Raw genomic sequence first — 14,380 nt, forward strand, 5'->3', positions numbered from 1 at the left:
AGGCAGCCCGCGCCTGGCGGGCTGACGGAATCAACCGTGACGACGTTCGAAGTCGGCCATGAAGTCGGTCAGCGCCTGCACGCCGGCCAGCGGCATCGCATTGTAAATAGAAGCGCGCATGCCGCCAACTACCCGGTGGCCTTTCAGCGCCTGCAGGCCGATGGCCTCGGCTTCGCTGAGGAACACTTTGTCCAGCGCCGCATCGGCCAGTTGGAACGGCACGTTCATCCACGAGCGGTTGGCGATGGCCACCTGGCTGCGGTAGAAGTCGGATTTATCGATGGTCGCGTACAGCAGCTCGGCCTTGGCCTGATTGCGTTTTTGCATCTCCACCAGGCCGCCCTGCTCTTTCAGCCATTTGAACACCAGCCCGGACAGGTACCAGGCGAAGGTCGGCGGGGTGTTGAACATCGAATCGTTCTCGGCCAGCACGGTGTAGTCGAGGATCGACGGCACTTCTTTGCGCGCCTTGCCCAGCAGATCGTCACGCACTATCACCAGCGTCAGGCCGGCCGGGCCGATATTTTTCTGCGCGCCGGCGTAAATCACGCCGAAGCGGCTGACGTCGAGCGGGCGGGACAGGATGGTCGAGGAGTAATCGCCGATCACCACTTTGTCGCCGAAGTCCGGCGTTTCATCGATGGCCACGCCGTCGATGGTCTCATTCGGGCAATAGTGCACATAGGCCGCGTCGGCGCTGAGTTGCCACTCTTTCATCGGCTTGATGCCGCTCAGGCCGTCGATGCGGGTTTTCACGTCGATGACGTTCGGGGTGCAATACTTTTCTGCTTCCTTGATGGCGCTGTGCGCCCAATAGCCGCCGTCGATATAGTCAGCGGTGACCTTGTCGCCCAGCAGGTTCAGCGGCAGCGCGGCAAATTGTGCGCGGGCGCCGCCGTGGCAAAACAGCACCTTATAGTTGGAGGGGACTTTCAGCAGATCGCGCAGATCCTGTTCCGCCTGCTCGGCAACGGCGATGAATTCTTTGCTGCGGTGACTGATTTCCATCACTGACGTGCCCAGGCCGTGCCAGTTGCACAGTTCCTGTTCCGCACGACGCAACACTTCCACCGGCAGCATCGCCGGGCCAGAGCTAAAATTATAAACCTGAGTCATTTCCCCTCACCACATTCACTGTTCGCCGCAGAAAAGCGACCTGTCGAAAAGATGCCCGAAGTTAACGCTCGCGTTAACCAACCCATCGGTTTTATCACTCACGCCCCATGGCTGCAACGCTTATTCGCCCGCCGGCGGCAAACGGTCGCGCCGGGTGATGACAGGCTCTGCGGCCATCGCGATTGTTTGGACGATAAAACCCTGCGACATGGGGAAATTCAGCGGGTTAACGCGGTGCTTTATGCTGTATTCAGCCGAGATGGCTGCGGGAACCCGGTCGGCCCCCGCAGGAGAGAAAACGATCAGTACTGATTGAACATCTGCTGGATTTGCTTCGCGCCTTTGGCTTGCGTCAGCGCGAGCTGCAGCAAAATGCGCGCTTTTTGCGGATTCAGCGTGCCGGCGGCCACGAAGCCGTACTTGGCGTCGTCCACTTCCGCATCTTCGGTAGTGGCGCCGGTCGGTACGCGCGAAGAACGCACCACCGCCACGCCGTTGTGTGCCGCCGTCGCCAGTGTGTCGAACACCGTTTTATACAGGTTGCCGTTGCCGACCCCGGCGCTGACGATGCCCTGGTACCCTTCGGCGATCAGCGCCTTGACCGGCGCATCGGAGGCGTTGGCGTAGTTGTAGACGATGCCGACCTTCGGCAGTTCGTTCAGCTTGCTGACGTCGAACGGCGTATCACGGGTATGCTTGCGCTGCGGTGAGCGCTGGTAATCGACCTTGCCGTTGTGGATATACCCGAGCGGGCCGAAGTTCGGCGACTGGAAGGTCTGCACGGCGGTGGTATTGGTCTTGGTGACGTCGCGCGCGTCCAGCACGGTGTCGTTCATCGCCACCAGCACCCCGCGGTTGGCCGATTGCGGATCTGCCGCCGTCACCACCGCATTATACAGGTTGAACGGGCCATCGGCGCTCATCGCCGTCGCCGGCCGCATCGCCCCGACAAGCACCACCGGCTTGTCGCACTTCACCGTCAGATCGAGGAAATAGGCCGTCTCTTCCAGCGTATCGGTGCCGTGGGTGATGACGAAGCCGTCGGTTTTGCCGCAGTCGGCGTCAATTTTCTTCACCAGCGTCAGCCAGACCTGATCGTTCATGTCCTGCGAGCCGATGTTCACCACCTGCTCCCCCTGCACGTTGGCGATATCTTTCAGCGCCGGCACCGCATCGACCAGCGCCTCGACACCCAGCTTGCCCGCGGTATAGTTAGATTTCGTCGCCGAATCGCCGCCACCGGCGATGGTGCCGCCGGTCGCCAGCAGGGTGATGTTGGGCAGCGCCAGCGCCGAGGCGCTGACGCCGGTCAACAAGAGGATTAACACGCTGAGTTTCACTGATTTCATTAGATTTCTCCGTGACAGATAACTCGCTGAATTATGGCCTTTATCCTTAAAAAAACTGTGACTTTGCCACCGCTTTAGGAATACGTGGAGCTCCAGCGTAAAACCCCGTATCATTGCGCGTTTTTAGTACGCGCAAAAAGTGAAGACAATGACGCAAACTTTTATCCCCGGTAAAGACGCCGCTCTGGAAGACTCCATCGCCCGTTTCCAGCAGAAACTGAGCGACCTCGGTTTCAACATCGAAGAAGCCTCCTGGCTGAATCCAGTGCCGCACGTGTGGTCGGTGCACATTCGCGATCGCGATTGCCCGCTGTGCTTCACCAACGGCAAAGGCGCCAGCAAAAAAGCCGCGCTGGCCTCCGCGCTGGGTGAATATTTCGAGCGCCTGTCCACCAACTACTTCTTCGCCGATTTCTATCTGGGCAAGCAGATCGCCGAAGGCGACTTCGTGCACTACCCGAATGAGAAATGGTTCCCGATCCCGGCGGACGATACGCTACCGGCCGGCATCCTCGACGAGCGTCTGCACGCCTTCTACGATCCGCAACAAGAGCTGAGCGCCAGCGATCTTGTCGATCTGCAATCCGGTAACGCCGATCGCGGCGTGTGTGCGCTGCCGTTTACCCGTCAGTCCGACCAGCAAACCGTGTACATCCCGATGAATATCATCGGCAACCTGTATGTTTCCAACGGCATGTCCGCCGGCAACACCGCCAACGAAGCGCGGGTGCAGGGCCTGTCGGAAGTGTTCGAGCGCTATGTGAAAAACCGCATCATCGCCGAATCCATCAGCCTGCCGGCGATCCCGGACGAAGTGCTGAATCGCTATCCGGGCGTGGTGGAAGCCATCGCCAAACTGGAAGAGGAAGGTTTCCCGATCCTCTCCTATGATGCCTCGCTGGGCGGCAACTACCCGGTAATCTGCGTGGTGCTGTTCAACCCGACCAACGGCACCTGCTTCGCCTCGTTCGGCGCGCACCCGGACTTCGGCGTGGCGCTGGAGCGCACGGTAACCGAGCTGCTGCAGGGCCGCAGCCTGAAAGATCTCGACGTGTTCACCGCACCGACCTTCGATGACGAAGAAGTGGCGGAACACACCAACCTGGAAACGCACTTCATCGACTCCAGCGGCCTGATCTCCTGGGATCTGTTCAAGCAGGATGCGGACTATCCGTTCGTTGACTGGAGCTTCAGCGGCAGCACGCAGGAAGAGTTCGCCACCCTGATGAGCATCTTCGACAAAGAAGACGCGGAAGTGTACATCGCCGACTACGAGCACCTGGGCGTCTACGCTTGCCGCATCATCGTGCCGGGCATGTCCGATATCTACCCGGCAGAAGACCTGCTGCTGGCCAACAACAGCATGGGCGCGCACCTGCGCGATACGCTGCTGGCGCTGCCGGGCAGCGAGTGGGAGCCGGAAGAATACCTGGCGCTGATCGAGCAGTTGGACGATGAAGGGCTGGACGATTTCACTCGCGTACGCGAACTGCTGGGTATTGCCAGCGGCAAAGACAACGCCTGGCATACCCTGCGCGTGGGCGAGCTGAAGTCGATGCTGGCGCTGGCGGGCGGCGATCTGGATCAGGCGCTGATTTGGACCGAATGGACGCAGGACTTCAACGCCTCGGTGCTGAGCCCGGCGCGCAGCAACTACTACCGTTGCCTGCAAACGCTGCTGCTGCTGGCGCAGGAGCCTGAGCGCGAAGCGGCGCAATACTACACCGCGTTCGTGAAAATGTACGGCCAGGAAGCGGTGGACGCGGCCTCGGCCGCCATCAGCGGTGAAGAGCGCTTCAACGGGCTGTTCGCCGTCGATGCCGATCTAAAGGCGCTGCCGGCCCATCAGGCGCTGCTGGCGGCCTACGAGAAGCTGCAGGCGGCCAAACGCCGCCACTGGGCCAAGGCCTAAGCATCATCAGGGGATACTGCCACTTTGAGAGTACCCCAGTTACCAAACGCCGCACTCCGTTGCGGCGTTTTCATTTTTGCGGTTTATTTCAACGCATTCGGTTTTATTTTTTCGCCGGGAAGTAGGCGGTTAAACGACCATAAAAATAAATAAACCGCCAATTGTTATCGGACGGTGAAATAATAATTAACCGACAATTAAACTTTCAGCGCTGCACGGCGACAAAACGCCTAAAAATTTAACTTTACTCCACGCCGTCCACCCGGTGAATTCAAAAAAAATTGCAAACATTAAAAAAATGTTTTCATTTAAAAATCAATAAATTAACCATAAAAACCACACAAAAAACACGTCATTTTGGCGCTCTACTTCCCCGCCTTATGATCCAAATCAAATTTTCCCCTATACTGCTTTGCTAGTATCTCATTGCGTTGTTTTAACCCTTAAGAGCGAGAGTTAGTTTGAAAACTGACAGCCCATTCGATCTGATTTTACCTGCGGCAACGGCGAAAATCGCTGAAGATGCCGGCGTGTATAAAGCCACCAAACATCCGCTGAAAACGTTTTATTTGGCGATCACCGCCGGTGTCTTCATTTCCATCGCCTTCGTTTTCTACATCACGGCGACCACCGGCACCGCCGGCGTGCCTTTCGGGCTGGCGAAACTGGTCGGCGGCATCTGCTTCTCTCTCGGGTTAATGCTGGTGGTGGTATCGGGCGCCGACCTGTTCACCTCTACCGTACTTATCGTCATCGCCAAGGCCAGCGGCCGCATCAGCTGGGGCCAACTGGGTGCCAACTGGCTGAACGTTTATCTTGGCAACCTGGTCGGCGCGCTGTTCTTCGTGGCGCTGATCTGGTTCTCCGGCGAGTATATGGTCGCCAACGGCCAGTGGGGCCTGAATGTTCTGCAAACCGCAGACCACAAGCTGCATCACACCTTTATCGAAGCCGTCTGCCTCGGCATTCTGGCTAACCTTATGGTCTGCCTGGCGGTCTGGATGAGCTACTCCGGCCGCACCCTGACCGACAAGATGCTCGCCATGGTGCTGCCGGTCGGTATGTTTGTCGCCAGCGGCTTCGAACACAGCATCGCCAACATGTTTATGATCCCTATGGGCATCGTGGTCAAACACTTCGCCACGCCGGAGTTCTGGCAAGCCGTAGGGGCGGTACCTGAGCAATTCGCTCATCTGACAGTAAGCAACTTCATCATCGACAACCTGATTCCGGTCACCATCGGCAACATCATCGGCGGCGGCCTGTTGGTTGGGTTGACTTACTGGGTAATTTATCTGCGCGGGGGTCGCGAACAGCACTAAGCTGTGAGTTACCGCGTGCAGAGTTAGAAATCCACAATCAAAGGTAGGTGTACAATGACCGAACTTAACGAGAAATTAGCCAACGCTTGGGAAGGTTTCAGCAAGGGTGACTGGCAGAATGAAGTCAACGTTCGTGACTTCATCCAGAAAAACTACACGCCTTATGAAGGTGACGAATCCTTCCTGGCTGGCGCAACTCAAGCCACCACCACCTTGTGGGACAAGGTTATGGAAGGGATCAAACTGGAAAACCGCACTCACGCGCCGGTTGATTTCGACACCAACGTTGCTGCAACCATCACTTCTCACGACGCGGGTTACATCGCCAAAGAGCTGGAAACCATCGTAGGTCTGCAGACCGACGCGCCTCTGAAACGCGCGCTGATCCCGTTCGGCGGCATCAAAATGGTCGAAGGTTCGTGCAAAGTGTACGGCCGCGAACTGGATCCGCAGCTGAAAAAAGTGTTCACCGAATACCGTAAAACCCACAACCAGGGCGTATTCGACGTTTACACCAAAGACATCCTGAATTGCCGTAAATCCGGCGTGCTGACCGGTCTGCCAGATGCCTACGGCCGCGGCCGCATCATCGGCGACTACCGCCGCGTGGCGCTGTACGGTATCGACTTCCTGATGGCCGACAAACTGAACCAGTTCAAATCGCTGCAGGAAAAACTGGAAAACGGCGAAGATCTGGAAATGACCATCCAGCTGCGCGAAGAGATCGCTGAACAGCACCGCGCTCTGGCTCAGATCAAAGAGATGGCCGCCAAATACGGTTACGACATTTCCGGCCCGGCCACTAACGCGCAACAAGCGGTACAGTGGACCTACTTCGGCTACCTGGCCGCGGTGAAATCCCAGAACGGCGCCGCCATGTCCTTCGGCCGCGTGTCCACCTTCCTCGACGTGTTCATCGAGCGCGACATCAAGGCGGGCAAACTGACCGAAGAGCAAGCGCAGGAACTGATCGACCACCTGGTGATGAAACTGCGTATGGTGCGCTTCCTGCGTACTCCTGAGTACGATGAGCTGTTCTCCGGCGACCCAATCTGGGCGACTGAATCCCTGGCCGGCATGGGCGTCGACGGCCGTACCCTGGTCACCAAAAACAGCTTCCGCTTCCTGAACACCCTGTACACCATGGGGCCGTCTCCGGAGCCGAACATGACCATCCTGTGGTCTGAGAAGCTGCCGCTGAACTTCAAGAAATTCGCGGCGAAAGTGTCCATCGACACCTCTTCCGTACAGTACGAAAACGACGACCTGATGCGTCCTGACTTCAACAACGATGACTACGCCATCGCCTGTTGCGTCAGCCCGATGATCGTCGGTAAGCAAATGCAGTTCTTCGGCGCCCGCGCCAACCTGGCGAAAACCATGCTTTACGCCATCAACGGCGGCGTTGACGAGAAACTGAAAATGCAGGTCGGCCCGAAAGAAGCGCCGATGATGGACGAAGTGCTGGACTATGACAAAGTCATGGCCCGCATGGACCACTTTATGGATTGGCTGGCCAAGCAGTACGTGACCGCGCTGAACATCATTCACTACATGCACGACAAGTACAGCTACGAAGCTGCGCTGATGGCGCTGCATGACCGTGACGTTTATCGCACCATGGCTTGCGGCATCGCCGGTCTGTCCGTTGCGGCCGACTCCCTGTCCGCCATCAAGTACGCGAAAGTCACCACCATTCGCGACGAAGACGGCCTGGCTATCGACTTTAAAGTGGAAGGCGAGTATCCACAGTTCGGTAACAACGACGCCCGCGTCGATGACATCGCCTGTGACCTGGTGGAACGTTTCATGAAGAAAATTCAGAAACTGCGCACCTACCGCAACGCGGTACCGACTCAGTCCGTACTGACCATCACCTCCAACGTGGTATACGGTAAGAAAACCGGTAACACCCCGGATGGCCGCCGCGCCGGTGCACCGTTCGGCCCAGGCGCCAACCCGATGCACGGCCGTGACCAGAAAGGCGCAGTAGCCTCCCTGACCTCGGTAGCCAAACTGCCGTTTGCCTACGCGAAAGACGGGATCTCCTACACCTTCTCTATCGTGCCTAACGCGCTGGGTAAAGACGACGACGTGCGGAAAGCCAACCTGGCGGGCCTGATGGATGGTTACTTCCATCATGAAGCCTCCATCGAAGGCGGTCAGCACCTGAACGTCAACGTAATGAACCGTGAAATGCTGCTGGACGCGATGGAAAACCCTGAGAAATACCCTCAGCTGACCATCCGCGTCTCCGGTTACGCCGTGCGCTTCAACTCGCTGACCAAAGAGCAACAGCAGGACGTCATTACTCGTACCTTCACTCAAACGATGTAATACGCCAACCGGGCGGGAAACCGCCCGGTGCCAACGACAGGGCCGGTTCTGCCGGCCCTTTTCTTCCACCGCTCTCCCCTGACTCTGTGCGAGTCTGTTTTGCCGGACATCTATACTGAATGGATAGCCGGCAAAACAGTTATCCGGCAACTGACCGGCCGACAGGCATCATTACCCCCGGTGGCGGCTCCACCCGCTGCTGCATCGCAGATACCTGGCCGGCGGCCACGCGCCTATTTTTAGACTGCGTTTGACAGTCAATATTGGAGAAAACCCCGCAATGTCAGTAACTGGTCGCATCCACTCCTTCGAATCCTGCGGCACCGTCGATGGGCCCGGGATCCGCTTTATCGTCTTCTTCCAGGGCTGCCTGATGCGCTGCCTCTATTGCCATAACCGCGACACCTGGGACACCCACGGCGGCAAAGAAGTGACCGTCGAAGAGCTGATGAAAGACGCGGTGGCCTACCGCCACTTCATGAACGCTTCCGGTGGCGGCGTGACCGCGTCCGGCGGCGAGGCGATCCTGCAGGCTGAATTCGTGCGCGACTGGTTCCGCGCCTGCCATGCCGAAGGCATCAATACCTGCCTGGACACCAATGGCTTCGTGCGCCGCTACGATCCGGTGATCGACGAGTTGCTGGACACCACCGATCTGGTGATGCTGGATCTGAAACAGATGAACGACGATATCCACCAGAATCTGGTCGGCGTATCCAACCACCGCACGTTGGAATTCGCCCGCTACCTGGCGAAACGTAACCAACGCACCTGGATCCGTTACGTGGTGGTGCCGGGCTGGTCAGATGATGACAAATCGGCACACCTGCTGGGCGAGTTCACCAAGGACATGACCAACATCGAGAAAATCGAGCTGCTGCCCTACCACGAACTGGGCAAGCATAAATGGATAGCGATGGGGGAAGAGTACAAACTGGACGGCGTACATCCGCCGAAGGCCGAGACCATGGATCGCGTCAAAGGCATCCTGGAAAGCTACGGTCACAAAGTGATTTACTGATTGGCGCACGCCAAAAGAAAAAACCGGCTCATGGCCGGTTTTTTTATGCTCAGGCGGCGGCGAACGGCGTGTGGTGGTGATCCGGCTTCTGCTTTTTCAGCAGCATCAGCAGGTAAACCAGCGCTACGGCGGCGATCATCACGAACAGCACACGGTCGGAGTAGTTTTGCATCAGCAGCGCCGTCATCGACGGGCCCAGCAGGCTGCCGATGGTGTAACTCATCAACAGCGCCTGGTTCATCGCCACCAGTTCGTGCGGCAGCGCCTTCTCGCAGGCCCAGGACATCGCCACCGGATACAGGGTAAAGCCGGCGCAGCCGAGGATGAACAGCGAAGGCGCCATGGCGTAGTTGCCGAGCATCGCCACGCTGGCGAGGATCACCACGAACACCTGAATGCGCAGCACCAGCAGGCGCCCATAACGATCGGCCAAGCGCCCGACCGGCCATTGCCCAACGATGCCGGAGCTGACCAGCAGCGCCATCCAGTAACCGACGTTGGCGTCGCTCATGCCCTGATGGGAGAGATACAGCGGCATCAGACCATACAGAGAACCGAGCACGATGCCGGAAATGATGCAGCCGTTGATGCCGAGGCGCGCGCTGCGACGTCTTAACATTGTCCACACCGCCGCCTGCTGCGGCTCGTCTTCATGGCGGTTGACCCGCGCAAACAGCATTGGCAGCATGGCGCTGATCACGATCGCGGTCACCCACGGCACCACGTGCAGCAATTCGGTCGAGGTCATGCTCAACAGCAATTGCCCGGTCACCGTACCGAGGTAATAGACAATCATATAGGCCGCCAGCAGCTGGCCGCGGTTGCTCAGGTTACCGCTGCGCAACAGCGCGCTCTCCACGATCACCCAGATCCAGGCGCAGCCGACGCCGGCGAAGAAACGCCAGCCCAGCCAGCTCCAAAAATCGATCGACAGCACCATGCCGGCGGTCGCGGCGGCGAACACCAGGCAAGAAAGATGATAGCTGCGGGTAAAACCGACGCGCTGGATCAGTTTGCCCGCCACCAACGTGCCCAACAGGTTACCGCTGAAATAAGAGGAGCTGACCATTCCCACCTGCCAGGTTGACAGCTGAGCATGGGTTAACCAAAGCGGCACTAACGTATTCAAAACGGCAATGGATACCGTGAGCAGCAAAAGGCCGCAGAGCAATAGGAGCACTGGGCGGGAGTATGCGGACATAGTGAAATTGTGACCGAACGCGCAATGAGAGTGCGCGCATCATGCCACTGGCGATAAAAAAGTCAATCGCCTCTTATCATTCCACCGCACGATTTGTTTCCGGCTAACCGGCTGAAAAAGCGCTATGCTCAGCGCAGAGCGAATTTGACGACGGAGAAGCAAGATGAGTCAGGCAAATGATGCGGCGGTAGAGGCCCTGCTGGCGGACATCGGCAGCACGCAAGGTGACCTGCTGGCCATTATGCAGCAGGTGCGGCGGATTGCTGCGGCGAGCGGCAACGGCGTAACCGAATCGGTCAAATACGGCGGCATCATGTTCTCGCATAGCCAATTTTTCTGCGGCGTTTTCGCCTACCGCAATCACGTCACGGTGGAGTTCGGCCACGGCTACCGATTGGAAGATCGTTATCACCAGCTCGAAGGCAGCGGCCAGTATCGGCGGCACATCAAGCTCCACTCGCCCGACGAGGTGAAAAGCAAGCATCTGGCGGACTACATTCAACAGGCTTATGCGCTGGCGACGGGCTGAATTCTCGACATAAAAAAAGCGCCCGCAGGCGCTTTTTTCGTGGTTTGCCGTTTAGCCGATGTATTCCAGGCCGCCCATATAAGGACGCAACACTTCAGGCACCTGAATGCGACCGTCGGCCTGCTGGTAGTTTTCCAGCACCGCCACCAGCGTACGGCCGACCGCCAGGCCGGAACCGTTCAGCGTGTGGACCAGACGCGGCTTCTTGTCGGCCTTGCTGCGGCAGCGAGCCTGCATGCGGCGCGCCTGGAAGTCCCACATGTTGGAGCAGGACGAGATCTCGCGGTAGGTGTTCTGCGCCGGCAGCCACACTTCCAGATCGTAGGTCTTGCAGGCGCCGAAGCCCATGTCGCCGGTGCACAGCAGCACCTTGCGGTAAGGCAGGTTCAGCAGCTGCAGCACTTTTTCCGCATGGCCGGTCAGCTCTTCCAGGGCATCCATCGAATCTTCCGGACGGACGATCTGCACCATTTCGACCTTGTCGAACTGGTGCATGCGGATCAAACCGCGGGTGTCACGGCCGTAAGAACCGGCTTCCGCACGGAAGCATGGCGTGTGCGCGGTCATCTTCAGCGGCAGAGTTTCCTCTTCGACGATCTCGTCGCGCACCAGGTTGGTCAGCGGCACTTCCGCCGTTGGGATCAGCGCGTAGTTGCTGCTGTCGGCTTCTTCTTCCAGCGGACGGGTATGGAACAGGTCTTCGCCGAACTTCGGCAGTTGGCCGGTACCGTACAGCGTGGCGTGGTTGACCAGGTAAGGCACGTAGGCCTCCAGGTAGCCGTGCTGCTCGGTGTGCAGATCCAGCATGAACTGGGACAGCGCGCGGTGCATGCGGGCGATTTGCCCCTTCATGACCACGAAGCGCGAACCGGTCAGCTTAACCGCGGCGGCAAAATCCAGCCCGCCGGCCATTTCGCCCAGATCGACGTGATCGCGCACCGCGAAGTCGTACTGGCGCGGTTCGCCCCAGCGGGCGACTTCCAGGTTTTCACTGTCGTCTTTACCATCCGGCACGGCGTCGTCCGGCAGGTTAGGCAGCGTCAAGGCGTAATCGCGGATCTCGCTCTGCAGCGTGTCCAGCTCTGCCTTGGCGGCATCCAGCTTGTCACCCAGCTCGTTCACTTCGCGACGCAGCGGCTCGATGTCTTCCCCACGCGCTTTGGCCGCGCCGATGGATTTCGATCGGGAGTTGCGTTCCGCTTGCAGCGTTTCAGTTTCTACCTGCAGAACTTTGCGGCGTTCTTCCTGCGAACGCAGCAGATCCAGATCGAGTTTAAAGCCTCGGCGAGCCAGTTTGACGGCGACTGCGTCTAGCTCATTACGCAGCAGATTGGGATCGAGCATGCTAATCCTGTGCTTGTTGTTATTGAAAGAAGTGTTGTTGTTCTATGCGGCTGATTTATAGCCGCATAAAAGAAGAGTGATACCCGCTAACCTTACCGCAACGGCCTCGCTAGCGGTAGCGTTTTGTCGGGCTATTTTGATCCTGCTCAGCCAGCCATGCCAACTTTTCGCCGATTTTCCCTTCAAGCCCACGCGAGGTCGGTTGATAGTAGCGTGTCTTGGCCATTTCGGGCGGGAAATAGTTCTCGCCGGCGGCGTAGGCGTTGGGTTCGTCGTGGGCGTAGCGGTACTCCGCCCCCAGCCCCATCTCCTTCATCAGCTTGGTCGGCGCGTTGCGCAGGTGCTCCGGCACGTCATAATCGGCCTGCTCTTTGGCGTCGCGCATGGCGGCCTTGAACGCGGTGTAAACCGCGTTGCTCTTCGGCGCGCAGGCCAGGTAAACAATCGCCTGCGCGATGGCGCGCTCGCCCTCTGCCGGCCCCACGCGGGTGAAACAATCCCAGGCGGCGATCGCCACCTGCATGCCGCGCGGATCGGCGTTGCCCACGTCTTCAGAGGCAATCGCCAACAGACGGCGCGCCACATAGAGCGGATCGCCGCCGGCGGTAATAATGCGCGCATACCAGTACAGCGCGGCGTCCGGCGCCGAACCGCGCACTGATTTATGCAGCGCGGAAATCAGGTCGTAATAACGGTCGCCCTTGTTGTCGAAGCGCGCGCTGCGCTCGCCTGAAACCTCTTTCAGCAGCTCCGGCGTCAGCACCCGCACGCCTTTGGCATCGATCTCCGCCATGTCCGCCATCATTTCCAGGCTGTTCAGCGCCCGGCGCGCATCGCCGCCCACCAGCTCGGACAGCAGGCGCCGCGTTTCCGCCGGCAACTCGACGTTCTGATTGCCAAAGCCGCGCGCCTTGTCGCTCATCGCCTGATCCAGCACCTGGCCGATATCTTCGGCGGTCAGCGCCTTCAACAGGTAAACGCGGGCGCGGGACAACAGCGCCGAGTTCAGTTCGAACGACGGGTTTTCGGTGGTGGCGCCGATAAAGGTGATGGTGCCGTCTTCGATGTGCGGCAGGAAAGCGTCCTGCTGGCTCTTATTGAAACGGTGCACTTCGTCGACGAACAGGATAGTGCGGCGGCCGGCGTCGCGATTTTGCCGCGCCCGCTCGATCGCCTCGCGGATCTCCTTGATACCGGAGGTCACGGCGGAGATCCGTTCGACATCCGCCTGACCGTAACGGCCGATCAGCTCTGCCAGCGTCGTCTTCCCGGTGCCCGGCGGCCCCCATAAAATCATCGAGTGCAGCTGCCCGGCCTCGATGGCGCGCGGCAGCGGCTTGCCGGCGGCCAGCAGGTGCTGCTGGCCGATATACTGCGCCAGCGTGGTCGGCCGCATACGCGCGGCCAACGGCTGGAACTCATTCTGGGAAAAATCGAGCGACAGATTATTACTCACTTGCACCTCACTGGCGCTGGTCGTCCAGCGTCACCCCCTTCGGCGGGGTAAATTTGAATTTGGCCGGATCGGCGGCGACGTTCTGCTGGCTTTTCAGCGTGTAGGAACTGCGCTGACCGTCCTGCTCCACCGCGGCAAAGCTGCGGATGGTACCGCTGTTGGTCACGCTGATGGCGAATTGCTTCAGGTTGCCGCTGGCAGACTTCGGCGTCAATTCGAAATCATCGCCCTTTTGCTTCACGTTGTACTGCTTCCAGTCGCTGGCGTTATTGCGGGTGATCAGCATAAACGGCGTATTGCCGGTGGCGTTCTTCAGCCAGGTCGCCGTCACCTGCTCGACGAACGGGTTGTAGAACCACAGGGTCTGGCCATCGGAAACCAGCACGCTCTCATCGGGTGACGTCATGTGCCAGTTGAACAGGTTCGGCCGCTTCACCCACAGCTCGCCTTCACCCTGTTGCACCGCGGCGCCTTCGGCGCTGGTCACGGTTTGCGAGAAGCTGGCGTGGAAACTGTTCACCTTCGCCAGGCGACTTTGCAGATCCTGTGCGGCATCGGCCAGCACGGAGGTAGAAGCGAATCCCGAAAGCAGACAGCAGGCAACTAACAGTTTTTTCATTATTCCAGATACCTTATGAAATGCGTTAACCGCAGGGCGACGCCGTGCGGGTCAATCAACCCTTTACTCCGTTACTTTACCTGAAGCCGGCGATCGGCCGGTAGGCCAATGTTCCGAGAAGAAACGGGTTTACGCTTCTTTGCACAAGGGCCGCTTAAGCGGCCCTTTCTTATT

General features: G+C 58.8%; 11 protein-coding genes. 5 read left to right on the forward strand and 6 right to left on the reverse strand.

From position 1 onward, the window contains the following. Window positions 1-30 precede the first annotated feature (30 nt). Together serC and ansB are read right to left on the reverse strand one after the other, a co-directional pair. Complete coding sequence (gene serC / locus ACJ8HA_RS09220) at window positions 31-1,116, reverse strand: 3-phosphoserine/phosphohydroxythreonine transaminase (protein ID WP_025302275.1); 1,086 nt, start codon at window positions 1,114-1,116, stop codon at window positions 31-33. 302 nt (window positions 1,117-1,418) lie between these two features. Further along, window positions 1,419-2,465, reverse strand: a complete 1,047-nt coding sequence (ansB, locus tag ACJ8HA_RS09225) for an L-asparaginase 2 (protein ID WP_089195719.1) — start codon at window positions 2,463-2,465, stop codon at window positions 1,419-1,421. 148 nt (window positions 2,466-2,613) lie between these two features. Between ansB and ycaO the strand changes: the two genes are divergently transcribed. The 4 genes from ycaO to pflA all read left to right on the forward strand — a co-directional run bounded on the left by ycaO (window position 2,614) and on the right by pflA (window position 9,057). After that, entirely contained in the window at window positions 2,614-4,377 is a 1,764-nt protein-coding gene (gene ycaO, locus ACJ8HA_RS09230) for a 30S ribosomal protein S12 methylthiotransferase accessory factor YcaO (protein WP_043137692.1), read from the forward strand. 461 nt (window positions 4,378-4,838) lie between these two features. Further along, complete coding sequence (gene focA, locus ACJ8HA_RS09235; protein WP_019454548.1) at window positions 4,839-5,699, forward strand: formate transporter FocA; 861 nt, start codon at window positions 4,839-4,841, stop codon at window positions 5,697-5,699. Window positions 5,700-5,753: 54 nt separating this feature from the next. Next, window positions 5,754-8,036: a formate C-acetyltransferase gene (gene pflB, locus ACJ8HA_RS09240; protein ID WP_025302272.1), complete on the forward strand. Its 2,283-nt coding sequence runs from the start codon at window positions 5,754-5,756 to the stop codon at window positions 8,034-8,036. Between the two features lie 280 nt (window positions 8,037-8,316). Next, complete coding sequence (gene pflA / locus ACJ8HA_RS09245) at window positions 8,317-9,057, forward strand: pyruvate formate lyase 1-activating protein (RefSeq protein ID WP_016928325.1); 741 nt, start codon at window positions 8,317-8,319, stop codon at window positions 9,055-9,057. Window positions 9,058-9,106: 49 nt separating this feature from the next. Here the strand turns inward: pflA and ACJ8HA_RS09250 are convergent, their stop codons facing one another. Then, window positions 9,107-10,258 (reverse strand): MFS transporter, encoded by a 1,152-nt coding sequence (locus tag ACJ8HA_RS09250; protein ID WP_033637849.1) that lies wholly within the window; start codon window positions 10,256-10,258, stop codon window positions 9,107-9,109. Window positions 10,259-10,421: 163 nt separating this feature from the next. On the opposite strand from ACJ8HA_RS09250, the gene ACJ8HA_RS09255 reads away from it, so the two are divergent. After that, entirely contained in the window at window positions 10,422-10,787 is a 366-nt protein-coding gene (locus ACJ8HA_RS09255; RefSeq protein ID WP_142590579.1) for a DUF1801 domain-containing protein, read from the forward strand. 51 nt (window positions 10,788-10,838) lie between these two features. Here ACJ8HA_RS09255 and serS read toward each other — a convergent pair whose 3' ends face one another. The 3 genes from serS to lolA form a co-directional block, all read right to left on the reverse strand. Continuing rightward, entirely contained in the window at window positions 10,839-12,131 is a 1,293-nt protein-coding gene (gene serS / locus ACJ8HA_RS09260) for a serine--tRNA ligase (RefSeq protein ID WP_089180737.1), read from the reverse strand. A gap of 109 nt (window positions 12,132-12,240) precedes the next feature. Then, window positions 12,241-13,527, reverse strand: coding sequence for a replication-associated recombination protein A (locus ACJ8HA_RS09265; protein WP_049208098.1), 1,287 nt, complete (start codon window positions 13,525-13,527; stop codon window positions 12,241-12,243). A 67-nt stretch (window positions 13,528-13,594) separates the two neighbouring features. Continuing rightward, window positions 13,595-14,206: an outer membrane lipoprotein chaperone LolA gene (gene lolA / locus ACJ8HA_RS09270; RefSeq protein ID WP_004928303.1), complete on the reverse strand. Its 612-nt coding sequence runs from the start codon at window positions 14,204-14,206 to the stop codon at window positions 13,595-13,597. Window positions 14,207-14,380: the final 174 nt, after the last annotated feature.

Source organism: Serratia sp. CY33802 (assembly GCF_052169095.1).
GTDB classification, from domain to species: domain Bacteria; phylum Pseudomonadota; class Gammaproteobacteria; order Enterobacterales; family Enterobacteriaceae; genus Serratia; species Serratia bockelmannii.